The 22,675-nt window shown below is 72.1% G+C and carries 17 protein-coding genes; 3 read left to right on the plus strand and 14 right to left on the minus strand.

The annotated features are described in order from the left end of the window. Window positions 1-281 precede the first annotated feature (281 nt). Complete coding sequence (locus ACIGJO_RS04310; RefSeq protein WP_399951902.1) at window positions 282-1,232, minus strand: 2-hydroxyacid dehydrogenase; 951 nt, start codon at window positions 1,230-1,232, stop codon at window positions 282-284. A gap of 175 nt (window positions 1,233-1,407) precedes the next feature. Here ACIGJO_RS04310 and ACIGJO_RS04315 point away from each other — a divergent pair, with 175 nt between their 5' ends. The 3 genes from ACIGJO_RS04315 (at window position 1,408) to ACIGJO_RS04325 (ending at window position 4,019) form a co-directional block, all read left to right on the plus strand. Further along, window positions 1,408-2,364: an aldo/keto reductase gene (locus ACIGJO_RS04315; protein ID WP_399953179.1), complete on the plus strand. Its 957-nt coding sequence runs from the start codon at window positions 1,408-1,410 to the stop codon at window positions 2,362-2,364. A gap of 95 nt (window positions 2,365-2,459) precedes the next feature. Beyond that, entirely contained in the window at window positions 2,460-3,677 is a 1,218-nt protein-coding gene (locus ACIGJO_RS04320; RefSeq protein WP_399951905.1) for a PQQ-dependent sugar dehydrogenase, read from the plus strand. 36 nt (window positions 3,678-3,713) lie between these two features. After that, window positions 3,714-4,019 (plus strand): DUF6191 domain-containing protein, encoded by a 306-nt coding sequence (locus ACIGJO_RS04325; protein ID WP_399951907.1) that lies wholly within the window; start codon window positions 3,714-3,716, stop codon window positions 4,017-4,019. Here the strand turns inward: ACIGJO_RS04325 and ACIGJO_RS04330 are convergent. The 13 genes from ACIGJO_RS04330 to ligA form a co-directional block, all read right to left on the minus strand. Then, window positions 3,995-7,114: an AAA family ATPase gene (locus ACIGJO_RS04330; RefSeq protein ID WP_399953182.1), complete on the minus strand. Its 3,120-nt coding sequence runs from the start codon at window positions 7,112-7,114 to the stop codon at window positions 3,995-3,997. The genes ACIGJO_RS04325 and ACIGJO_RS04330 overlap by 25 nt on opposite strands. A 106-nt stretch (window positions 7,115-7,220) precedes the next feature. Next, on the minus strand, window positions 7,221-7,394 hold the full coding sequence (locus ACIGJO_RS04335) for a hypothetical protein (protein ID WP_399951910.1): 174 nt from the start codon (window positions 7,392-7,394) through the stop codon (window positions 7,221-7,223). Between the two features lie 234 nt (window positions 7,395-7,628). Then, on the minus strand, window positions 7,629-8,330 hold the full coding sequence (locus ACIGJO_RS04340; RefSeq protein WP_399951913.1) for a hypothetical protein: 702 nt from the start codon (window positions 8,328-8,330) through the stop codon (window positions 7,629-7,631). Between the two features lie 61 nt (window positions 8,331-8,391). Next, complete coding sequence (locus ACIGJO_RS04345) at window positions 8,392-8,946, minus strand: GNAT family N-acetyltransferase (RefSeq protein WP_399951916.1); 555 nt, start codon at window positions 8,944-8,946, stop codon at window positions 8,392-8,394. Further along, window positions 8,924-11,194 (minus strand): MMPL family transporter, encoded by a 2,271-nt coding sequence (locus ACIGJO_RS04350; protein WP_399951919.1) that lies wholly within the window; start codon window positions 11,192-11,194, stop codon window positions 8,924-8,926. The genes ACIGJO_RS04345 and ACIGJO_RS04350 overlap by 23 nt, the downstream gene beginning before the upstream one ends. 256 nt (window positions 11,195-11,450) lie before the next feature. Further along, window positions 11,451-13,565: a phosphocholine-specific phospholipase C gene (locus tag ACIGJO_RS04355; protein WP_399951922.1), complete on the minus strand. Its 2,115-nt coding sequence runs from the start codon at window positions 13,563-13,565 to the stop codon at window positions 11,451-11,453. Window positions 13,566-13,731: 166 nt separating this feature from the next. Further along, entirely contained in the window at window positions 13,732-13,971 is a 240-nt protein-coding gene (locus ACIGJO_RS04360; RefSeq protein WP_399951925.1) for a hypothetical protein, read from the minus strand. Window positions 13,972-14,007: 36 nt separating this feature from the next. Next, complete coding sequence (gene gatB / locus ACIGJO_RS04365) at window positions 14,008-15,516, minus strand: Asp-tRNA(Asn)/Glu-tRNA(Gln) amidotransferase subunit GatB (protein WP_399951927.1); 1,509 nt, start codon at window positions 15,514-15,516, stop codon at window positions 14,008-14,010. A gap of 16 nt (window positions 15,517-15,532) precedes the next feature. Beyond that, window positions 15,533-15,772, minus strand: coding sequence for a hypothetical protein (locus ACIGJO_RS04370; protein WP_266924111.1), 240 nt, complete (start codon window positions 15,770-15,772; stop codon window positions 15,533-15,535). Further along, on the minus strand, window positions 15,769-17,271 hold the full coding sequence (gatA, locus tag ACIGJO_RS04375; protein WP_399951930.1) for an Asp-tRNA(Asn)/Glu-tRNA(Gln) amidotransferase subunit GatA: 1,503 nt from the start codon (window positions 17,269-17,271) through the stop codon (window positions 15,769-15,771). The genes ACIGJO_RS04370 and gatA overlap by 4 nt, the downstream gene beginning before the upstream one ends. A gap of 6 nt (window positions 17,272-17,277) precedes the next feature. Continuing rightward, window positions 17,278-17,574: an Asp-tRNA(Asn)/Glu-tRNA(Gln) amidotransferase subunit GatC gene (gene gatC / locus ACIGJO_RS04380; protein ID WP_003966094.1), complete on the minus strand. Its 297-nt coding sequence runs from the start codon at window positions 17,572-17,574 to the stop codon at window positions 17,278-17,280. A 111-nt stretch (window positions 17,575-17,685) separates the two neighbouring features. Beyond that, the gene (locus ACIGJO_RS04385; protein ID WP_399951933.1) at window positions 17,686-20,025 is read right to left on the minus strand and encodes a putative bifunctional diguanylate cyclase/phosphodiesterase; all 2,340 of its coding nucleotides are present in this window, start codon (window positions 20,023-20,025) and stop codon (window positions 17,686-17,688) included. A gap of 422 nt (window positions 20,026-20,447) precedes the next feature. After that, window positions 20,448-22,667, minus strand: a complete 2,220-nt coding sequence (gene ligA / locus ACIGJO_RS04390) for an NAD-dependent DNA ligase LigA (RefSeq protein WP_399951936.1) — start codon at window positions 22,665-22,667, stop codon at window positions 20,448-20,450. Between the last annotated feature and the right edge of the window lie 8 nt (window positions 22,668-22,675).

The raw sequence follows: 22,675 nt of genomic DNA on the forward strand, positions 1-22,675 counted from the left end.
ACCCGTCCGCGGGCGGGGGCCGTGTCCGCGCTCCGGTGGCGCCGATGACCGCCGTCGCCCGCCCCGCGTCGGATCGTCTTTCCATGGCCAGCACATCGCCCGTCGCCCCCTCGCGTTCCGGTGCTCCCCCCGCGCCGTCCTTCCACGGCGCAGCCCCCCCGGACTGGACGATACACCAGACTCGTCACTCAGGGCCATAGCTTCTCTACTCTCCGTGACGACCTGCGGTTTCGTCGGTACCCGGAGCATCCGGACCGCTCCGCAGCGTCGCGGAGCGCCGCTCAGCCGGTGGTGCGGACGACGTTGCGCACCGGCTCCCCCGCGGCGAACCGGGTGAGCTGAGCGGCCAGCAGGCGCTTGGCCCGGGGCTCGAACGCCGAGGTACTGCCGCCCACATGAGGAGTGATGAGGACATTCGGAGCATGCCAGAGGCGATGGCCCGCCGGCAGCGGTTCCGGGTCGGTCACGTCGAGAGCCGCCCGCAGCCGGCCCGACTCCAGTTCGGACAGCAGGGCCTCCGTACGGACGACACCGCCGCGTGCGACGTTCACGAGCAGGGCGCCGTCCGGCATGGCGGCGAGGAAACGGGCGTCCACCAGGCCCTGCGAGGAGGGGTTCAGCGGGGTGGACAGAATGACGACATCGGCCTCCGGCAGCAGTGCGGGCAGGTCGTCGAGCGCGTGCACGGGACCGCGCTCCGTTGTCCTGGCCGAGCGTGCGACGCGCACCACCCGCGCGCACTCGAAGGGTTCGAGCCGGTCCTCGATCGCCGAACCGATGGATCCGTATCCCACGATGAGGACGGACTTGTCCGCGAGTGCGGGATAGAACCCGGAGCGCCACTCCTCGTTGTCCTGGCCGTGGACGAAGCCGGGGAAGCCGCGCAGGGAGGCCAGGACCAGGGCCAGGGCGAGTTCCGCCGTGGACGCCTCGTGCACACCCCTGGCGTTGCACAGCCGCACCCCGGGGCGCAGCAGGCCGAGGGCCGGTTCCACATGGTCGATCCCCGCGGAGAGCGTCTGCACGACCTGGACCGCCCGCATGGAGGCGAGCGGTCGGACCGCGACCTCGGGACCCTTCATGTACGGGACGACGTAGAAGGCACAGTCCGCGGGGTCGGCGGGGTAGTCCCGTCCGCCGTCCCAGAGACGGTAGCCGAGGCCCTCGGGGAGCCCGTCGATCTCCTCTGCCGGAAAAGGCAGCCATACATCGGCATTGGTCGCAGAAGTCATGGTCAGGAGGCTATGCGACAGGTGTACGAGCGCTCACGGGCGGATCCGCGGCGGCTGCCCGGAGTCCGCGCGGCGGCAGAGGTTACTTTGGGGTCCGGTGTGGTCCCGCATCGGCGGGACCGAGGGAGGGTTCGGGGAGTTGGAGCGCAGGACTATCGGTGCGGCAGGGCTCGCCGTGGGCGCGGTGGGGCTGGGCTGTATGCCGATGAGCTGGGGGTACAGCGCGTCGCAGCGGCTCGGTGACCGTTCGTTGCGAACCGTGCACGCCGCGCTCGACGCGGGTGTCCGGCTGCTCGACACCGCGGACATGTACGGCCCGTTCACCAATGAGCTGCTTGTCGGCCGCGCGCTGAAGGGGCGCCGCTCACAGGCGTTCGTCTCGACCAAGTGCGGGCTGCTGGTGGGGGATCAGCACATCGTGGCCAACGGGCGGCCCGGCTATGTGCGGCGGGCCTGCGACGCCTCGCTCCGGCGGCTGCAGACCGACGTGATCGACCTCTACCAGCTGCACCGGGCGGATCCCGAGGTCCCGGTGGAGGAGACCTGGGGCGCGATGGCCGATCTGGTGACCGCGGGCAAGGTACGGGCGCTGGGCCTGTGCGCGGTGGGGGCGCGGGCCCCGCGCAGGTCCGGTGCGGGAATGCATGACGGAACGATCCGGCAGCTGGAGCGGGTCCAGCAGGTCTTTCCGGTCAGCGCCGTCGAGGCGGAGCTCTCCGTCTGGTCGCCCGAGGCGCTGGAGAGGCTGCTGCCCTGGTGCGCGGCGCGAGGCGTGGGCCTGCTGGCCGCGATGCCGCTGGGCAGCGGCTATCTGACGGGGACGCTGAAGCCGGGGCAGGGCTTCGAGCCGGACGATCCGCGCGCCAGGCACCCCCGGTTCACGGCGGAGATGATGGCCGCGAACCAGCCGGTGGTCGCCGGGCTGCGCCGGATCGCGGAGCGGCACGGGGCGACGGTGGCGCAGGTGGCGCTGGCCTGGGTGCTGCGGCAGGGGCCGCATGTGGTGGCCGTGCCGGGTGCGAAGCGGGAGCGGTGGGCCGTGGAGAACGCGGGAGCCGCGGAACTGAGGCTCCTGGACCGGGATCTGGCCGAGATCGCCGCCCTGCCGCGTGCCCGCGAGTCGTGGGACTGAGCGGGCGGCCGGAGAGAATGGGCGGCATCGGGGCCCCCGGGCGGGCCCACGGTGTATGAACAGTGGTCAGGCGGCCCTCGGAAAGGATCGGTGCTGTGCGCGGTGCGGTGTTCGGGTCTGTGCAAGTCCCTGCGGTGCGCAGGGGGGTGGTGGCCCTGCTGGCCACGGCCTCGCTGCTGTTCTGCGCCGCGTGTTCGTCCACGGACGGGACGGCGGGCACGAAGGGACGGGACGGTGATGCCTCCCCCTCGGCGAGGACGGGTTCCGCTTCCCCGTCCCCGGCCACCCCGTCGCCCGGCCTGCCCCCGGCCAAGGGGTCGGTGAAGGTGCTGTCGACACTCACCGAGGGGCTCACGTCGCCCTGGGGGCTGGCGGCTCTTCCGGGTGGTGATCTGCTGGTCTCCTCGCGCGACGCGGCCACGATCCGGCGGATCGACGGGAAGAGCGGGAAGCAGACCCTGCTGGGCTCCGTCCCGGGGGTGTCCCCGGCCGGCGAGGGCGGGCTGCTGGGGCTCGCGGTATCCGCCACGTACGGTGCGGACCATCTGGTGTACGCCTACTTCACCACCGAGTCCGACAACCGCATCGCGCGGATGCAGTACGACGAACAGCGCCCGGCCGGTCAGCAGCTGGGCGCACCCGACACCATCCTGCGGGGCATCCCGAAGGGCGCCGTCCACAACGGCGGCCGGATCGCGTTCGGCCCGGACCGCATGCTGTACGCGGGCACGGGCGAGACCGGGGACACCGCACTGGCCCAGGACCAGGAGTCGCCGGCGGGCAAGATCCTGCGGATGACCCCCGACGGGGAGCCGGTGCACGGCAATCCCTCGGCGGACTCGGTGGTGTACTCGTACGGGCACCGCAATGTGCAGGGGCTGGCCTGGGACGGGCACAAGCAGCTGTGGGCGTCCGAGTTCGGCCAGGACACCTGGGACGAGCTGAACCGGATCGAGCCCGGCCGCAACTACGGCTGGCCCGAGGCCGAGGGCAGGAAGGGCAAGCCGGGGTTCGTCGACCCGGTGGCCCAGTGGAAGACCTCCGAGGCCTCGCCGAGCGGAATCGCGTTCACCGCGGGCTCGGTGTGGATGGCGGGCCTGCGCGGCGAGCGGCTCTGGCGGATCCCGCTGTCCGGGACGGCGGACAAGGAACCATTGGCGCCGCCCCAGTCGTTCCTGGAGGGGAAGTACGGCCGTCTGCGCACGGTGGTGAGCGCGGGCGGCGACAAGCTGTGGCTGGTCACCAGCAACACGGACGGGCGCGGGACCCCGAAGCCGGGGGACGACCGGATCCTGCTGCTGGAGGTCGGCTGACGCCTGGTGCGGGGTGTGTCGGAGGGAGCATGGCCGGTGTTCAATTTCTTCGAGGAGCTGTTCGCCCCGGGGCGTAAGCACACGTCCGAGGAGCAGAAGCGGCTGGAGCTGAGCCGCGTCGACCTCGGTGTGGGCGATCCGGGGCGGGGGCCGATAGACCTGGCCTCCGGAAAGGTGACGGTACGCGCCCCCGGCACGGAAGCCCGGGAGACGGACGGCGCGACCACGGACGGCGCGACCACGGACGGCGCGGCGGGCGCGGGCACGGCGGACACGGGCGCCACGGACACCGGTCCCGCCGATCCGGAGGACAGACCTCAGGAGCTGTCCCGTACCGGGTAGAGCCGCAGCCGGTGTGCGAGCGCGGCCGCCTCCCCTCGGCTGGAGACGCCGAGCTTGGCCAGGATGTTGGAGACGTGCACGCTCGCCGTCTTCGGCGAGATGTACAGCTCCTCGGCGATCCGGCGGTTGGTGTACCCGGCAGCGACCAGCCGGTGCACATCCTGTTCGCGCGGGGTCAGGCCGAAGGACTCCACGGCGGCCACCGCCGGGTCCGGTTCCCCCGCGCCCGGGTGCCCGCCGCCGTCCCGGACGGCCCCTCCCGGGGCGTTCGACGGGACCAGGACCGCGGGGTGGATCTCGGACTCACCGCTCCGGCCGGGAGCGTCCAGCGCGATCCGCGCGCGGCCGGCGAGCAGTTCCACGCTCTCGGCCAGCGGCCGGGCGCCCAGCCGCCCGGCGGTGGAGTGCGCCTGGCGCAGCAGGGCCGTCGCGGCGCTCCGGTCACCGGGGGCGATCAGGAGCGCCTCGGCCCAGCGGAGCTGTACCTGCGCCAGCTCGTACGGCCGGTGGAGCGGGGCGAACGCCTCGGCGGCACGGGACCAGTGGGCAGGGGTGTCGGTGCCCTCGGCGCGGGCCAGTTCGGCTTCGATCAGCACCCCGTGGGCCGCCCAGACCGGAACGAGCATCGGCAGCTTCTTGAGATGGCCGCGGATGGTTTCGAGGACGGCGGGGCGGCCGGCGTCGGCCGCGGGCAGTCCGCGGGCGTCCGCCTCGATCGACGCGGCGGTATGGAGCAGCGGCAGGGTGTAGCGCTGGGTACCGGGCGCGAAGGCGCGCTCGGTCAGGCCCTCGAACACGGCCCGCGCCTCGACGAGACGGCCCTGCCGGGCGGCGATGGCCATGGCGTGCCGGACGGGGGTGATCAGATGCTGGGGCTGCGGGTCGTACTGACCGAACATGCGCCGCGCCAGAACCAGTTGCTCCTCCGCCTCGGCCAGGTCGCCCTCAGCCAGGGCCAGTTCGGTGCGGCGGGCGGCGACAAGCCCGCGGGACTTGCGGGACTGGGCCAGGAGACCCGCCGCGTCGGCGGCCGCCCGGCTCTCCGCCCAGTGGCCGAGCGAGAAGCAGGACTGGGCCTGGTTGGAGCGGACCCAGGCCTCCGTGTCGGCGAGGCCGTGGTGGTGGCAGACCTCGATGCCGTGGTCGGCGGCGGCGACGGCCTCCAGGGAGCGGCCCATGGATTCCAGCGACGAGGGGAGGTTGATACCGGCCCGGCCCATCAGATGGACGAGCTGCAGTTCGTCGGCGCGGTCGCGGACCGCGTACATCTCCGCGATCCCTTCGTCGATGCCGCCCGCGTCGGCGATGAGCATTCCCCGGGTGAGCCGCGCGTGCAGTTCGATGTACTCGTCGCCGATGAGCCCGGCGTACTCCACCGCCCGGTCGGCGTCGGCGAGCGTCTGCGGCCCCGGGCGGTGCAGGGCGCTCCAGCTCGCCACATTGGTGAGGACGTCGGCGTGCACGGCGGACGGGGGCAGTCCGCGGACCAGTTCCTGGGCCGTGGCCAGTTCCTCCCATCCGTCGCCCCGGGTGAGGTCCTGCATGAGCCGCGAGCGCTGTACCCAGAACCAGGCGGCGCGCAACGGGTCGCCCTCCGCGTCCACGACCCGCATGGCCTTCTTGGAGATGGCCAGGGCCCGTTCGCGGTCCCCGCCGAAGCGTGCGGCGACGGTGGCTTCGGCCATCAGGTCGAGATAGCGCAGCGGGGTGCTGTCGGGGTCGCCGCCGCAGCCCGGGTAGACCTCGGCGTAGTCAATGGGGCGCAGGGTGCGGCGTACCTCGCCGGGTACCTCGTCCCACAGCTCCATGGCCCGCTCCAGCAGCCGCAGTTGCTCGGAGTGGGCGAACCGGCGGCGGGCCTCGACGGATGCCTTCAGTACGGCGGGCAGGGCCTTGGCCGGGTCGTGTGCGGCGTACCAGTAGCTGGCGAGGCGGGTGGCGCGTTCGTCGGCCCGCACGAGTGCGGGGTCGGCCTCCAGGGCCTCGGCGCAGCGGCGGTTGAGGCGCGAGCGCTCACCGGGCAGCAGGTCGTCGCTGACGGCCTCGCGGACCAGCGAGTGACGGAAGCGGTAGCCGTCGAAGTCCGGTGCGGGCTGCAGCAGGTTGGCGCCCACGGCGGCGCGCAGGGCCTCGATGAGGTCGTCCTCGGCGAGCCCGGCCACCGCCGCCAGCAGTGCGTGCTCGACGGTGGAGCCGCCCTCGGCGACGATCCTGGCGACCTTCTGGGCGTCGTCGGGGAGGGCTTCTACACGGACCAGGAGCAGGTCGCGCAGCGAATCGGAGAGGCCGGAACTGTCGCCGCAGCACTCCAGGCTGCGGGCCAGTTCCTCCACGAAGAAGGCGTTGCCGTCGGAACGCTCGAAGATGTCGTCGACCAGGTCCGCCTCGGGTGCCACGGAGAGGATGCCGGTGAGCTGGCGGCGCACCTCGGCATGGCTGAACCGGGCCAGTTCGACCCGGCGTACGGTGCGCAGCCGGTCCAGCTCCGCCAGCAGCGGGCGCAGGGGGTGGCGGCGGTGGATGTCGTCGGCGCGGTAGGTGCCGATCACGACGAGCCGGCCACTGCGCAGGGTGCGGAAGAGATAGGCGAGCAGATGCCGGGTGGAGGCGTCGGCCCAGTGCAGGTCCTCCAGGACGAGGACGGCCGTACGGTCGGCGGAGATGCGCTCCAGGAGCCGTGCGGTGAGTTCGAAGAGTCGGGCGGTGCTGTGCTCGTCGGTCGCGTCCCGGTCCGCCTCGCCGAGCTCGGGCAGCAGCCGGGCCAGCTCGCCCTCCTGTCCGGAGCAGGCCGCGGCCATCTCCTCGGGCAGGGTGCGGCGCAGGGCGCGCAGGGCCGTGGAGAAGGGGGCGAAGGGGAGTCCGTCGGCGCCGATCTCCACACAGCCGCCGACGGCGACGACCGCCTCGCGGCGGTGGGCCGCGGTGAGGAATTCCTCGACCAGGCGGGTCTTGCCCACGCCCGCCTCGCCACCGATCAGCAACGCCTGCGGCTCGCCCGCGGCGGCGCGGGCGAGCGCATCGGTGAGCGAGGCGAGTTCCTCGGCTCGGCCGACGAACACGGGGCTGACGGACCTGGTCTCCACGTCGCCGAGCATCGCACACAAGTCCGGCTCGTCCGCTTCCGGTACGTCACCGGCCCGCGGCACCTGCGCGCCCGCTTCCGGTACGGCTGCGCCCGGGGCTCCCACGGCCCGGTCCTGCCTAGGCGGCGTGCGCGAAGCGGTCCTGGTCGGTGGTCACCCGCCCCTCGGGATCCTCGGGTCCGGAGCGGCGGGCTGCCCGGCGGGCGGCCAGGGCCCGGCGGACGGTGCGCTGAGCGTCGGCCCGGCGGATCAGCTCGGCGGCGTTGACCTGGTGGAGCTCGTACTCGTACATGGTGCTTCTCCCCGATGACGGCGCGCGGCGGACGGGGCTCTCCGGCCGGTCGGCCGGGGCACTGTTCCCGCTCTGTCCGCTGTGCTCCCACTGTCGTCCGGGAGGGTGTGCCGCCGCATCGGGCGAGTTCCGTATCCGCGCGGGCGGGGGGCCTTAGGCGCGGGGAGGGATGCCTTAGGGAAGCGGGCCCGGGGCACTCGGGCCGCCGTACATGCCCCGGGGCCGGTGGGAGGCTCAGCCTCCGGTGGTCGCGGTGGGCGCGTCGGGCAGGGCGACGAACAGGTCGAGGTACATCCCGGCGGAGATGATGACGCCGAGTACGCCGAGCGCGACACCGGCCAGCGCGACGGCACGGATCCAGCCGGGCTGCGGGCGGTCGGAGGGGGCGCCGAAGGCCGGGCGTACGAGGACGATGACGCCGACGAGCAGCGCGAGCAGCGCGAACAGGCCGTTGACGAAGGCGGTGGTGTGCCAGGCGTCCCCGTAGATCTCGTTGATCTGCTGGGCGGCGCTGCCGCCGCCGGACATCTGGATCTGGCCGAGCAGGGTTTCGCGCTCGGCGGCGACGCGGCCGCTCCAGGCGCCGGTCAGGGAGACGACGCCGAGTGCGGCGGCGACGACGGCCGCCGCGCCCGCGCCGACGCCCCGGGACGCCTCGGCGAAGGCGTCGGGCTCCAGGTCCTCGTCGTCCTGGGCGTCGCCGTCCAGGTCCTCGGCGTCGGCCGCCTCGTCCTTCGCCACGGTGCCGGCCGCGTCGCTCTTCTCCGCCGCTTCGGCCGCGTCGCTCCCGCGCGGCGCGTCGTCCTTCGCCGGTGCGTCACGGTCGCCGTCCGTGCCCGGGGTGTCCCGCACGGCGTCCGGCTCCGTGGCCGTCTTCTCCTCGCGGCCGTCGGCGGTGTCGGGGGCGGTGGAGGTCTTGGAGGGGGTGGTGTTCATGCGCCGCACGCTAGGGGGCCCGGATGAGAACCTTCTTAACGTTGCGGCGCACCGTCGTCCCTCAGCCCCGCTGAGCGCGCCATTCCGGTGCCAGGACGGACCAGATCTCCGAGTCGTGCCGCGTCCCGCGGTACAGGTAGTTCTCGCGCAGCACGCCGTCGCGCTTCATGCCGAGCCGCTTGGCCACGGCGATGCTGGCGGTGTTGGCGGCGGAGGCGTCCCACTCGACCCGGTGTATTCCACGGACGTCGACGGCCCAGTCGATCAGGTGCCGCATCGCGCGGGTGATCAGACCGCTCCCCTGTCCGGCCGGCTCCAGCCAGCAGCCGACCTCGCAGTTGCCGGACTCCGCGTCGAAGATCCGGAACAGGACACCGCCCAGGAGCGTGCCGTCGCGCCAGATGCCGTAGAGCCGCCCCGTGTCGGCCGCCTGCTTGTCCGCGTACCGCTGGAGCAGGGCACGCGCCGAGGCGAGGTCGGTGGCGGCGGCCGCGAACGGGATCCACGGGTCGACCACGACGCGCGCCCGGTCCATGTGGGCCAGGAACTCCGGTGCCTGCCAGACCTCCAGCGGGCGCAGTTCGGCTCCGTCGTCACCCAGGGATACGGCGAACATGGTGGTGCTCCTTCTCGTACGGCTGTTCTTGGAGGGCGCGCCGTCCGACCGGTCCGGCATTCTCGTTCACGCGTGCCCCGGGGATTTTCGCATGCGGTGCCCGGCAGTCCGGCGGCTCGATGCTGATCCGCGGCAGCCACCGGTCCAGCCGGCGGGGCAGCCACCAGTTCGCCCCGCCGAGCAGGTGCATCAGCGCGGGCACCAGCAGGGTGCGCAGGACGAACGCGTCCAGGGCGACGGCGACGGCCAGTGCGATGCCGAACATGGAGATGACCCGGTCGCCGCTGAGCACGAAGGCGAGAAAGACCGAGATCATGATCACCGCGGCCGAGTTGATCACCCGGCCGGTCTCGGCGAGGCCGACCCGGACCGCCCGCCGGTTGTCCCCGGTCGCCAGCCACTCCTCGTACATCCGCCCCACCAGGAAGACCTGGTAGTCCATCGAGAGACCGAAGAGCACCGAGACCATGATCACCGGCAGGAACGGCTCGATGGGCCCCGCGCTGCCCAGTCCCAGCAGTTCGCTCCCCCACCCCCACTGGAAGACCGCGACAACGACGCCGAAGGACGAGGCCACGGCGGCCACGTTCATCACGGCGGCCTTCAGCGGGATGCCGATGGACCGGAAGGCGAGGAGCAGCAGGAGGGAGCCGAGGGCGACGACCACGCCGACGAAGAGGGGCAGCTTGCCGATGACGACCTCGGCGAAGTCGTCATAGCTCGCCGTCACCCCGCCCACATGGGCCCGCAGCGAGGTGCCGTCCGTCACCGGCGGCAGGACGTCGTCCCGGATCCGGTCGACCAGCTCGCTGGTCTGCTTCGACTGCGGTGCCGAGGTGGGGACGACGGTGAGGAACGCCGTGTCGCCGGCGTTGTTGTGGACGACGGGTCCGACCGACGCGACGCCCTCGGTGGCCCGCAGCGCGGCGGGCAGCCCGTCCAGCGCGAGCCGGTCGTCGGCACCGTCGAGCTGCGCGGCGATCGTCAGCGGCCCGTTGACGCCGGGCCCGAAGCCGTCGGCCAGCAGGTCGTACGCCTGCCGGGTGGTGGAGGTGGCGGGGTTGCTGCCCTGGTCGGAGGTGCCCAGGTGGAGCGCGGTGGTGGGCAGGGCGAGGACCAGCATGATCGCGGCGGCGACCGCTCCGAGCAGTTTGGGGTGCCGTTCGACGAACGCGGACCAGCGGGCGGCGAAGCCGGTGGGCGGCTCGGGCTGCGGCCCGCGTTCGGCGAGCTGCCTGCGCTCGCGCCGGCTCAGTGCCCGCATGCCGGTGAAGGAGAGCAGCGCGGGCAGCAGGGTCACCGAGGCGGCCACGGTCAGCACGACGGTGAGCGAGGCGGCTATCGCGACGCCATTGAGGAAGCCGAGCCGCAGGATCAGCATGCCGAGCAGGGCGATACAGACCGTCGCCCCGGCGAAGACGACCGCGCGTCCGGTCGTCGTGACAGCGTTCCGCGCCGCCTCGGAGACTGTCATCCCGCGCTTGAGCCCCTGGCGGTGCCGGGTGACGATGAACAGCGCGTAGTCGATGCCGACGCCGAGCCCGATGAGCATGCCCAGCATCGGCGCGAAGTCGGCGACGGTCATCACATGGCCGAGGAGCACGATGCCCGCGTAGGCCGTGCCCACGGAGACGAGCGCGGTGGCGAGGGGCAGCATGCTGGCCGCGAGCGAGCCGAACGCCAGGAAGAGGACGACCCCCGCGACGGCCACCCCGACGGCCTCCCCGAGGTGGAGGGCGGGTGCTTCGGTGAGAGCGACGGCGGTGCCGCCCAGTTCGACCTGGAGCCCGTCGCCCTCGGCCGCCTTCGCGGTGTCGACGAGCGCCTGTGCCTGTTCCTTCGGGATGTCGTCGGCCTGGTGGTCGAAGGTGACCGCGGCGTAGGCGGTGTGGCCGTCCTCGCTGATCTGTCCGCTGCCGGAGGCCCCGTACGGCCCGGTGACGTCCCCGATGCCGGGCAGGTCCTCGATAGCGTGCAGGGTCCGGGTCATCGTCTGCTCGACGTCGGCGGCCCGGACCGTGGAGCCGGTGGTGTGCCAGACGACGGTGTCGGTGTCGCCGCCCAGGTCCGTGAAGCCGTGCCGCAGGAGCTCGGTGGCCCGGCCGGACTCGGTGCCGGGTGCCTCGTAGTCGTTGGAGTACGCGGAACCCGCGAAGCCCGCCGCGGTGGCGGCGCCGCCGAGGGCGAGCAGCCAGATGAGAACGGTGACGAGGCGGTGCCTGATGCACCAGCGAGCGATGGCGGCCAACGGACGGCTCCCTGCGGGTTCGTGGACCCTTATCCGGATACAGCAGGAACTTCCGGTAAACGTCGCATCACCTGACAACCGTCACTCTGACAGCCAACTGTGATCATTTGCCCCTTTCGTGGCCATGGTCACAGGGCTTGATCTCATCCCTGCACGCCGCGGGCCCGCCCTCCGTACGCCGCGGGCCCGCCCTCCGTACGCCACGGGCCCGCCCTCCGGATCGCCGCTCGCCGTTGCCCTCCCGGGCCCCGCCCTCTCAGCCGGAGACGCTCGCCCGGCCGTTCTCGATGTGACCCATCAGCCGGCGCCGGAAGGTGCCCTCCCCCTCGGCCGTCACATCGAGGTCGTACCAGCCGTGGGCATCGGCCGCGGAGTGCACGACCGTACGGCTGCGTCCCGGCTTGACCCGGACCTTCCGGGTCCAGTCCCGGAGGTCGTCCTCGTCGACGTACGCCAGGGGCCGCACCGTGAAGGTCAGCGTCCGCCTGCCGGTGTTGCGCAGGGTGAGGTGCAGATCGCGCTCATGGGCGTCGATCCGGGACGCGACCTCGGCGGTGCCCTCGGCCGGCCCCTCGAACTCCCGCCGGAAGCCGTTCGGCCCGGTCACCGTGAACCGGTACGCCTCGCCGGTCAGGGGCACCGTCCACTGCGCGGTGCCCCGGACATCGCGGTGCTGCGGAGCGGGGAACTCCGCCGCGTACGGATACAGCGCGAAGTGCGCGGAGGACCGGCCGGTGTTGCTGAGGGCCACCCGCAGCTGTCCGTCCACCCGGCGCACCTGGGCGTCGGGCTGGTACGGCAGGGCCCTGGCCGGGCGGGCACCCGGCTCCTGCACGGGCCGCTGCTGGACGGCGGGCGGCTTGGGCTGCCAGCGGCCGCTGAAGGGCGGAATGGCGGCGGGGTGGGCCATCTCCGGCTGCCGGCGGGCCCGCTTGAAGTCGAAGGCCGAGGTGAGGTCCCCGGTGACCTGGCGCCGCCAGTCGCTGATGTTCGGCTCGCGCACCCCCGTCCAGCGCTCCAGGAAGCGGATCACGGAGGTGTGGTCGAAGACCTCGGAGCAGACGTATCCGCCCACGGTCCACGGCGAGACGACCAGCAGCGGCACCCGCACCCCGAGTCCGGTCGGCCTGCCCTCCCACTGCTCCTCGGTCACCTCCGGAGGGGCGACCGGCGGCGGCACATGGTCGAAGAAGCCGTCGTTCTCGTCGTAGTTGATGAGCACGGCGGTGTGCCGCCAGACGTCGGGGTGCTTGCCGAGCGCGTCCAGGACCTTGTAGACGATCGTGGCGCTGTGCACCGGCGAGGAGACGCTCGGGTGCTCGGAGTCGATCGCGGAGGGCACCAGATAGGAGACCTCGGGCAGCGTCCCGGCCGCCACGTCCTTGGCGAACTCGTCGGCCAGGGTGCCGGTCTCGACCCGGCGCAGCGCCCGTTCGAAGAGGCTGCGCTCGGACTTCGTCAGCGTGGCGACCCCTTCCTCCAGGAGCCCCAGCAGCCGTTCCCGCTCGCCGGCGTCGTCCGTGTCCCGGACGGCGGCGTAGAAGGACTCCATGTACGTGTGCCCGCCGGTCCTCGCCAGCGCCTTGCGGGCGACGGCCTTGAAGGTGGCGAAGAACTCGATCTGGTTGTCGGTGAAGTTCTCCCACTCGGTGTACGTCCGCCAGCTGCGCCCGGCCTTCTCCAGCCGCTCCGCGTACGTGCTCCAGTCGTAGCCGGGGTGTGTGCCCTCGTTGTACGCGTCGTTGCCGACGGCCCGCTTGCCGTTCGGCTCGTTGCCCGTCTTCCCGCTCCACAGGTGGTTGCGGTTGGGGCTGGTCGACGTGTGGATCGAGGAGTGGTAGGCGTCGCAGACCGTGAAGGTGTCGGCGAGTTCGTAGTGCAGCGGGATGTCGCGGCGGTCGTAGTACGCCATCGTGGCGGCCGTCTTCGCGGTGATCCAGCCGTTCATCCAGCCACCGGCCCAGGCCTTGGAGCCACCGTTCCAGGAGTGGTCCAGGGCCCCGATGTACTGGAGGTCCTTCTTCTGGGTCTCGGCGGCCCCACGCACCGGGAACGGCAGCACGGTGGTGCCCAGCGGGCCCGGCTGCTCGAAGACGGGCCTGCCCGAGGGGAGTTCGATCGCATTGCGGTCGCCGAAGCCGCGTACCCCGCGCAGCGTCCCGAAGTAGTGATCGAAGGAACGGTTCTCCTGCATCAGGATCACCACATGCTTGATGGCGCCCAGACCGTCACGGCCCGCCCCCGCCGCAGCGGCGGGCTGGGCGGCTATCGCGGCCTGGAGCGACGGTGGCAGGAAGGAGCCGGCCGCCGCGGCGCCGAGTGCGCCGCCGCCGAGCGCGAAGAGCCGACGCCGTGAAATGTCCGTGGTCAAGTGAGCCTCCCGATTCCGGTGGTACGGCGGGGAAGTTAGTCAAGCCAGATGGCTGCGGGAAGGCCGCTGCACGGCATGGCGGTGAACGTCCAAGAGGTGGCCCCGGAAAGTCCAAGCGCCCGCCCCCGGGCCGCGGCCGGCTGACCGGCCCCACGGCCGCCGTTCCTCACACCCCGATCAGCCGCAGCGACCCCCACGGCGCGACCGTCGACACCGCCGGCGTCGCCGGTACCGCCACCAGCCCGAGCCGGGTGAAATGACCGAGTTCCGGTTCCATCCCGTGGACGTGCAGGCGTACGACGGCGAACGCCGGCACCCCGAGCAGCAGCGCGGCGGACATCCCGGCCATGACGGTGTTCAGCGGGTGCTCCGGAGCGGCCAAAAGGGGCGGTGCGTCCCGGATCACGGGTGCACCGCCCCTACAGGGACGTACGGGACGGGCTCAGCCCTCGACGCCGAGCTTCTCCAGGATCAGCTCACGCACCCGGGCCGCGTCCGCCTGGCCGCGGGTGGCCTTCATGACCGCGCCGACGAGCGCGCCCGCCGCCGCGACCTTGCCGCCGCGGATCTTGTCCGCGATGGCCGCGTTCGCGGCGATGGCCTCGTCGACGGCCGTGCCCAGCGCGCCCTCGTCGGAGACGACCTTCAGGCCGCGCTTCTCGACGACGGTGTCCGGGTCGCCCTCGCCCGCGAGGACACCCTCGATGACCTGGCGGGCCAGCTTGTCATTGAGGTCGCCCGCGGTGACGAGCTCGGCCACCCGGGCGACCTGCGCCGGGGTGATGGGGAGCTCGTCCAGGCCGCGGCCGGTCTCGTTGGCATTACGGGCCAGCTCGCCCATCCACCACTTGCGGGCCTGGTCCGAGGGGGCACCGGCCTCCGTCGTGGCGACGATCAGATCGACCGCGCCCGCGTTGAGGATGGACTGCATGTCGTGCTCGGAGGCACCCCACTCCTCCTTGAGCCGCGCGCGGCGCAGCCGGGGCAGCTCGGGGAGGTTCCGGCCGAGCTCCTCGACCCACTCGCGGGCCGGCGCGACCGGCACCAGGTCGGGCTCCGGGAAGTAGCGGTAGTCCTCGGCGTTGTCCTTGATGCGGCCGGCGGTGGTGGAGCCGTCCTCCTCGTGGAAGTGCCGGGTCTCCTGCACGATCGTGCCGCCGGAGTTCAGTACGGCGGCGTGCCGCTGGATCTCGAAGCGGGCGGCGCGCTCGACCGAACGCAGCGAGTTCACGTTCTTCGTCTCGGAGCGCGTGCCGAACTTCTCGGTGCCGTTGGGGCGCAGCGACAGGTTCACGTCGCAGCGCATCTGGCCCATCTCCATGCGGGCCTCGGACACGCCGAGCGCCTTGATGAGCTCGCGCAGCTCGGCGACGTACGCCTTGGCCACCTCGGGGGCGCGGGCGCCCGCTCCCTCGATCGGCTTGGTGACGATCTCGATCAGCGGGATGCCGGCGCGGTTGTAGTCGAGCAGGGAGTGGGACGCGCCGTGGATACGGCCGGTGGCACCGCCGACGTGCGTCGACTTGCCGGTGTCCTCCTCCATGTGGGCGCGCTCGATCTGCACGCGGAAGATCTCGCCGTCCTCCAGCTGGACGTCCAGATAGCCGTTGAAGGCGATCGGCTCGTCGTACTGGGAGGTCTGGAAGTTCTTCGGCATGTCCGGATAGAAGTAGTTCTTCCGGGCGAAGCGGCACCACTCGGCGATCTCGCAGTTCAGCGCGAGACCGATCTTGATGGCGGACTCGACGCCGATCTCGTTGACGACCGGCAGCGCGCCGGGCAGCCCGAGACAGACCGGACAGGTCTGGGAGTTGGCGTCCTGCTTGAGCTCCGTGGAGCAGCCGCAGAACATCTTGGTCTTGGTGCCGAGCTCGACATGGACTTCGAGGCCCATGACGGGGTCGTAGGACGCGAGGGCGTCCTCGTACGACACCAGGTCAGTGACAGTCACGGTGAAACTTTCCCTCTCAGCCCAGCAGAACGTCGTCGTCGCCGATGCGCTTCAGCTCGCGCAGCAGCAGGGCGACACCGGTGGCGATGGCGGCGGCGGAGACGACGGCGTCGATCAGCCGGAGCGTGTCGCCTTCGAAGCGGGCCTTCCTGGCCTGCTTGATGACGCCGACCGCGCCGAAAGCGGTGGTGCCGATGGACAGGTACGTACCGGTCTTGGACTTCTTGAAGCCCTTGGCCTTGGTCAGTGCGCTCACAGCGACGGAGCCTCCTCCAGCAGCGGGTGCCCCCACTTTTCCACGAATGCGGCCTCGACGGCCGCTCCGACCTTGTAGAGACGGTCGTCCTTCATGGCGGGGGCGATGATCTGGAGCCCGACCGGCAGACCGTCCTCCGGGGCCAGGCCGCAGGGCAGCGACATGGCGGAGTTGCCTGCGAGGTTGGTCGGGATGGTGCACAGGTCCGCGAGGTACATCGCCATCGGGTCGTCGGCGCGCTCGCCGATCGGGAAGGCGGTGGTGGGCGTCGTCGGGGAGACGATGACGTCCACCTGCTCGAACGCCTTCTCGAAGTCCCGGGTGATGAGGGTGCGGACCTTCTGGGCCGAGCCGTAGTACGCGTCGTAGTAGCCGGAGCTGAGCGCGTACGTACCGAGGATGACGCGGCGCTTGACCTCGTCGCCGAAGCCGGCCTCGCGGGTGAGCGCGGTGACCTCCTCGGCGGACTTGGTGCCGTCGTCGCCGACCCGCAGGCCGTAGCGCATGGCGTCGAAGCGGGCCAGGTTCGAGGAGCACTCGGACGGCGCGATCAGGTAGTACGCCGACAGGGCCAGGTCGAAGGACGGGCAGTCGAGCTCGACGACCGTGGCACCGAGCGACTTCAGCAGCTCGACCGACTCGTTGAACCGCTGGACGACACCTGCCTGGTAGCCCTCGCCCGAGAACTGCTTCACGACGCCGACCCGCATGCCCTGTACGGAGCCGTTGCGGGCGGCCTCGACGACCGGCGGGACCGGGGCGTCGATGGACGTCGAGTCGAGCGGGTCGTGGCCGGCGATGGCCTCGTGCAGCAGCGCCGCGTCCAGGACCGTACGGGCGCAGGGCCCGCCCTGGTCCAGGGAGGACGAGAACGCGACCATGCCGTAGCGGGAGACGCCGCCGTAGGTGGGCTTGACGCCGACGGTCCCGGTGACGGCGGCGGGCTGGCGGATGGAACCGCCGGTGTCCGTGCCGATGGCGAGCGGGGCCTCGAACGAGGCGAGCGCGGCCGCGGAGCCGCCGCCCGAGCCGCCCGGGATACGGGTGAGGTCCCACGGGTTGCCGGTCGGGCCGTAGGCGCTGTTCTCGGTGGAGGACCCCATGGCGAACTCGTCCATGTTGGTCTTGCCGAGGATGACGACGTCGGCCTCCCGGAGCCGCTGCGTGAGGGTCGCGTCGTACGGCGGGACCCAGCCCTCAAGGATCTTCGAGCCGACGGTGGTCGGCATGTCCTTGGTCGTGAAGATGTCCTTCAGCGCGAGCGGTACGCCGGCCAGCGGGCCGAGCTTCTCGCCCGCGGCCCGCTTCGCGTCGACGGCACGGGCCTGTGCGAGTGCGCCGTCCCGGTCGACGTGCAGGAACGCGTGGACCTTCTCGTCGATGGCGTCGATCCGGGCCAGGTGGGCCTCGGTGACCTCGACGGCCGTGAGCTCACCGGAGGCGATCTTCTCGGCGGTCTGCGCGGCGGTGAGCTTGATGATGGTGCTGATGTCCGTCATGGCTGTTTAGTCCTCCCCCAGGATCTGCGGCACCTTGAAACGCTGCTGCTCCTGGGCCGGGGCGCCGGAGAGTGCCTGCGCGGGGGTGAGCGACGGACGGACCTCGTCCGCGCGCATGACATTGGTCAGCGGCAGCGGGTGGGAGGTCGGCGGTACGTCTTGGTCGGCGACCTCGGAGACGCGGGCGACCGCGCCGATGATGTCGTCGAGCTGACCGGCGAAGTGATCGAGCTCTTCGCCCTTCAGCTCCAGACGCGCCAGCCGGGCGAGGTGGGCGACCTCCTCGCGCGTGATGCCAGGCATGCAGCGATCCTCAGGGGTTGGTGTGTGGTTTTGGCCCAATCCTATGGGGTCGCCCACGGCCCGGTCCCCCACCCGCCCGTTCCCCCGGCGGGCGTACGTCCGCGCCGTGCGTCAGGCGGTGGCCGGTCCGGTGTTCACCGCGCGGCCCGACGGCCGCTGCTCGGCCTCCGCGGCACCGTTCAGCCCGGCGCCGTTCGCCGCTCCGTTCACGGCCCCGCTCGCCGCGGCTCCGTTGGCCGCCCCGTGCGCGGCTCCGTTGACCGACCCGTTCACCGACCCGTTCACCGACCCGTTCACGGCTCCGCTGACCGCGCCGTTCGTCACAGCGCCGTTCGTCATCGTTCCGTTCGCCGCCGTGCCGTTCGCCGCCGCCGCGGCCGCGGCGGCCGCCGCCAGCTCGGCGGGCCGCCGCCAGCCGTGCTCTCCGCGGGCCCGCAGCCAGGCCGTGGCCTCCTGCGGCGGCATCGCGGCCGCGACCAGCCAGCCCTGCACCGCGTCGCACCGCAGGTCCCGCAGGCGCTCCCAGGTCTCGTCGTCCTCGACGCCCTCGGCGACGACGAGCAGGCCGAGGGAGTGCGCCAGGTCGATGGTGCAGCGGACGATCTCCGCGTCCTCGTGGTCGATGGCCAGCCGGGCGACGAACGACCGGTCGATCTTGAGCTCGCTGACCGGCAGCTTGCGCAGATGGACCAGGGAGGAGTAGCCGGTGCCGAAGTCGTCGAGGGACATCTTCACGCCGTGGCCGGTCAGCCCGGCGAGCGTGTCGGCGGCGCGCTGCGGGTCCTCCAGCAGTACGTGTTCCGTTATCTCCAGCTGAAGCGCCCCGGCCGGGACACCGTGCCGGGCCAGCCGGGCCGCGACGCTGCCCGCGAAGCCCGGGGTGTGGACATCGCGCGGGGAGACGTTGACGGCGACGGGGACGAAGAGCCCCTGCGCCCGCCACCTGGCGACCTGGGCCAGCGCCGTCTCCAGGACGTACTCCGTGAGGTGGGGCATCAGGCCGGACGACTCCGCGATCGCGATGAACTCGTCCGGGGGGACCCTGCCGCGCTCCGGATGCACCCAGCGCACCAGCGCCTCCAGGCCGGCGACCTGCCCGTCGAAGCGGACCTTGGGCTGGTAGTGGAGTTCCACCTCGCCGGCGTCCAGCGCGCGCCGCAGGTCGCCCAGCAGGCCGAGCCGGTCGGGGGTGTTGCTGTCCCGCTTGGACTCGTACACCTCGACACCCGTACGGTCCCGCTTGGCCTGGTACATGGCCACGTCCGCGCGCCTGAGCAGTCCCTCGGCGTCCAGCGCGTGGTCGGGGTAGACGGCGACCCCGGCGCTCGCCTCCAGCACCAGTGTGAGGCCGTCGAGGTCGAGCGGCGAGGAGAGCTCCGCGACCAGGTGGCGGGCCACCCGCTGCGCGCTGGTGGTGGAGTCGGCCTGGGGCAGCAGCACGGCGAACTCGTCCCCGCCCAGGCGGGCGGCCTCCGCGCCGCGCGGCAGGGCCAGCCGCAGCCGGTCCGCTATCTGCAGCAGCAGCCGGTCCCCCGCCAGATGGCCGAGGGTGTCGTTGACGGCACGGAAGCGGTCGAGGTCGATCAGGACCAGCGCGGACCTGGTGCCCACGCTCTCGGCGTCCTCCAGCGCCGACCAGGTCCGCTCCAGCAGCCACTGCCGGTTGGGCAGCCCGGTCAACGGGTCCCGCAGCTGCTCCTCGGCCCGCGCGCGGGCGATCCAGAGCGTGGAGTCCAGGGCGATCAGGGGAACCGCGAACAGCGGCAGCAGTACGGGCATGGCGATCGCGACGACGCAGATCAGCGGGGCGATACCGAGCAGGGCGACGGCGACGAGGCCCTGGCGCAGGAGCGCGGTCCGGGCGATGGTGGGCAGCCCGCCGCACTGCGGTGCCCGCGCGTACCACAGCAGTACCCGGGTGACGAGGAGATACGTGGAGGCGGCCAGGAGCACTTCCGGAACGGCGTCGATGCCCCAGTCGGGTGGCTGCCAGGGCTTCTCGACGGTCGGGACCTCGCCGAAGGCGGCGAGGACGAGGGCGGCGGCGCCGATACCCAGGATGTCGACCGCTCCGTGCAGCAGCCCCTGCCACCAGCGGTGCCGCCGGGCCGTCCCGACGAGGACCACGACGACCGTGCTGACCAGGCCCGCGGCCACCCAGCCGTAGAGCAGCAGCACGGCCAGGGTCAGGGCGGCCCCGGAGCCGGTGCCGCCCCACCAGCGGTCGCGTCCCAGCGCGACCAGGTGGCCGACGACGACCCCGGTGAGCAGCGCGAGGGACCAGCCCGCGGAGCCGTCCGGGAAGAGCGCGTGGCCCTCGCGCACCGTGCGGTAGAAGCCGGTCGCCAGCTGGACGGCGGCGATCATCACGACGACGGCACCCACTTTGGGTGTGAGGCCGACGAAACCTTGCAGCCGCGCCACCGGTGCGGCGCTCTCGGTCGGTTTCATTCCGTCCCTCTCACAGCCGGCGGTGCCGATGTCCCACGATGGCCCCCGCTCTCGTGCCCATCACGGCCCGTCGAGCGGCCGTGCACGGCAGGCGCACGTCTCAACAGTAGGCCGCGAAGGGCATCCACGGGCAGCGCTCTACAGCTCTTGCCCGAATGCGAGCCGACCACCCGTCACCTTCTGATATGCGCCGAACGGGTGGCAGCGGTCGGCCATTCGGGCCTCCCCGTCGCCACTCGCCCCCTCTGGCCCGTTTTCTTCCCCCCTGATCGGCCGCCACGCCTGTCAGGTGTCTCGATGTCGTCTCGAAGACATCTCGATCGCTGTCGTGTTCGAGATGCCCGGAACCGATCCCTCCGCCCCGCCCGCCCCGTACGGGCGGCCACCGCGGACCACCCGTACGGCCCCGCCCGCCGTCCGGGTCACCCGCCGGCGGGCGGTGCCGCCTCCTCCGCGCCGGGCAGTGCGGCCTCCTTCGCCGCCTCCGGCCCCTGCCCGAGCAGCACGGCGAAGCCGTCCTCGTCGAGCACGGGCACCTTGAGCTGCACCGCTTTGTCATACTTCGAGCCGGGGTTGTCCCCCACCACCACGAAGGCGGTCTTCTTCGAGACCGATCCGGTGACCTTCGCCCCCTGGCTCTGCAGCGCCTCCTTCGCGCCGTCCCGGGTGTACGAGGCCAGCGTGCCGGTGACGACGACGGTGAGCCCTTCGAGCGGCCGCGGACCCTCGTCCGGTCCCGCGCCCTCGTCCTCCATCCGGACTCCGGCCTCCCGCCACTTGCGCAGGATCTCGCGGTGCCAGTCCTCGGCGAACCACCGTTTCACCGAGTCGGCGATGATGGGGCCGACCCCGTCGGCGGCGGCCAGCTCCTCCTCGGAGGCCTCGTCGATCCGGTCGATGGAACGGAACTGACGGGCCAGCTCCTGGGCGGCCACCGGGCCGACATGACGGATGGAGAGCCCCGTCAGGATCCGGGCCAGCGGAGCCTGCTTCGCCGCGGCGATCCCCTCCAGCATCGCGAGGGCGTTCTTCTTCGGCTCGCCCTGCTGGTTGGCGAAGACCGTCGCGATCTTCTCCTCGCCGGTCTTCGGGTCGCGCTTGGGCAGTCCGCTGTCCTGGTCGAGGACATAGGCCCGGATCGGCAACAGCCGGTCCACGGTGAGCCCGAAGAGATCGCCCTCGTCCAGCAGGGGCGGCTCGGCGGGCTCCAGCGGTCTGGTCAGTGCGGCGGCCGCGACGTACCCGAAGTGGTCGATGTCCAGGCTCTTGCGGCCTGCCAGATAGAAGATCCGCTCCCGCAACTGGGCGGGGCAGGAGCGCGCGTTGGGGCAGCGGAGGTCGATGTCGGCCTCCTTCATGGGGCGCAGCTCCGTGCCGCACTCGGGACACTCGGAGGGCATCACGAACGCCTTCTCCGTGCCGTCGCGCAGATCGACGACCGGGCCGAGGATCTCCGGGATGACATCGCCCGCCTTGCGGAGCACCACCGTGTCGCCGATCAGGACGCCCTTCGCCCTGACCACGTTCTGGTTGTGCAAGGTGGCGAACTCCACCTCGGAGCCCGCCACCTCGACCGGTTCGACCTGGGCGTACGGGGTGACCCGGCCGGTGCGGCCGACGCCGACCCGGATGTTCACCAGCTTGGTGTTGACCTCCTCCGGGGCGTACTTCCAGGCGATCGCCCAGCGCGGGGCGCGCGAGGTCGAGCCCAGCCGGCCCTGGAGCGGGATCTCGTCGAGCTTGACGACCACGCCGTCGATCTCGTGCTCCACGGAGTGCCGGTTCTCGCCGAAGTACGCGATGAACTCCCGTACGCCGTCGAGCGTGTCCACGACCCTGTTGTGCCGGGCCGTGGGCAGGCCCCATTCGCGCAGCAGCTCGTAGGCGTGCGAGAGGCGGTCGATCCCGAAGCCCTCGCGGGCACCGATGCCGTGCACCACCATGTGCAGCGGCCGGGTCGCGGTGACTCTGGGGTCCTTCTGGCGCAGGGAACCCGCCGCCGCGTTGCGCGGATTGGCGAAGGGCTTGTCCTCGGCCGCCACCAGACGGGCGTTGAGCTCCTCGAAGCCCTCCATCGGGAAGAAGACCTCGCCCCTGATCTCGACGAGGGCCGGGATCCGGTCCCCCTTCAGCCGGTGCGGGATCTCGGAGATCGTCCGGACGTTGGGGGTGATGTCCTCGCCGGTGCGGCCGTCGCCGCGGGTCGCCGCGCGGGTCAGCAGGCCGTTCTCGTAGGTGAGGTTGACGGCGAGCCCGTCGATCTTGAGCTCGCACAGGAAGTGGTGGTCCGTGGTGCCGACGTCCTTGGCGACGCGCTCGGCCCAGGCCGCCAGCTCCTCGTCGTCGAACGCGTTGTCCAGGGAGAGCATGCGCTCCCGGTGCTCCACGGAGGTGAACTCCGTGCGGTACGGGCCGGCGACCTTCTGGGTCGGGGAGTCCGGTGTACGCAGCGAGGGGTACTGGTCCTCCAGACCCTCCAGTGTGCGCATCATCCGGTCGAACTCCGCGTCGCTGACGACCGGCTGGTCGTTCACGTAATACCGGAAGCGGTGCTCCTCGACCTGCTCGGCCAGCTGCGCGTGCTGCTCCCGCGCGTCCGCCGGCACGGTGCCCGACTGCTCTGCCCGGTGTTCGCCGGCCATCATCCCGT

This window comes from Streptomyces sp. NPDC079020 (genome assembly GCF_044542225.1).
GTDB lineage: Bacteria > Actinomycetota > Actinomycetes > Streptomycetales > Streptomycetaceae > Streptomyces.

What these genes read in the sequence shown, in the direction of transcription:
- ACIGJO_RS04310 (WP_399951902.1), bottom strand. Translation starts at nt 1,232, where the DNA reads ATGACTTCTGCGACCAATGCCGATGTATGGCTGCCTTTTCCGGCAGAG.
- ACIGJO_RS04330 (WP_399953182.1), bottom strand. Translation starts at nt 7,114, where the DNA reads ATGCTCGGCGACGTGGAGACCAGGTCCGTCAGCCCCGTGTTCGTCGGC.
- ACIGJO_RS04335 (WP_399951910.1), bottom strand. Translation starts at nt 7,394, where the DNA reads ATGTACGAGTACGAGCTCCACCAGGTCAACGCCGCCGAGCTGATCCGC.
- ACIGJO_RS04340 (WP_399951913.1), bottom strand. Translation starts at nt 8,330, where the DNA reads ATGAACACCACCCCCTCCAAGACCTCCACCGCCCCCGACACCGCCGAC.
- ACIGJO_RS04345 (WP_399951916.1), bottom strand. Translation starts at nt 8,946, where the DNA reads ATGTTCGCCGTATCCCTGGGTGACGACGGAGCCGAACTGCGCCCGCTG.
- gatA (WP_399951930.1), bottom strand. Translation starts at nt 17,271, where the DNA reads ATGACGGACATCAGCACCATCATCAAGCTCACCGCCGCGCAGACCGCC.
- gatC (WP_003966094.1), bottom strand. Translation starts at nt 17,574, where the DNA reads ATGCCTGGCATCACGCGCGAGGAGGTCGCCCACCTCGCCCGGCTGGCG.
- ACIGJO_RS04385 (WP_399951933.1), bottom strand. Translation starts at nt 20,025, where the DNA reads ATGAAACCGACCGAGAGCGCCGCACCGGTGGCGCGGCTGCAAGGTTTC.
- ligA (WP_399951936.1), bottom strand. Translation starts at nt 22,667, where the DNA reads ATGGCCGGCGAACACCGGGCAGAGCAGTCGGGCACCGTGCCGGCGGAC.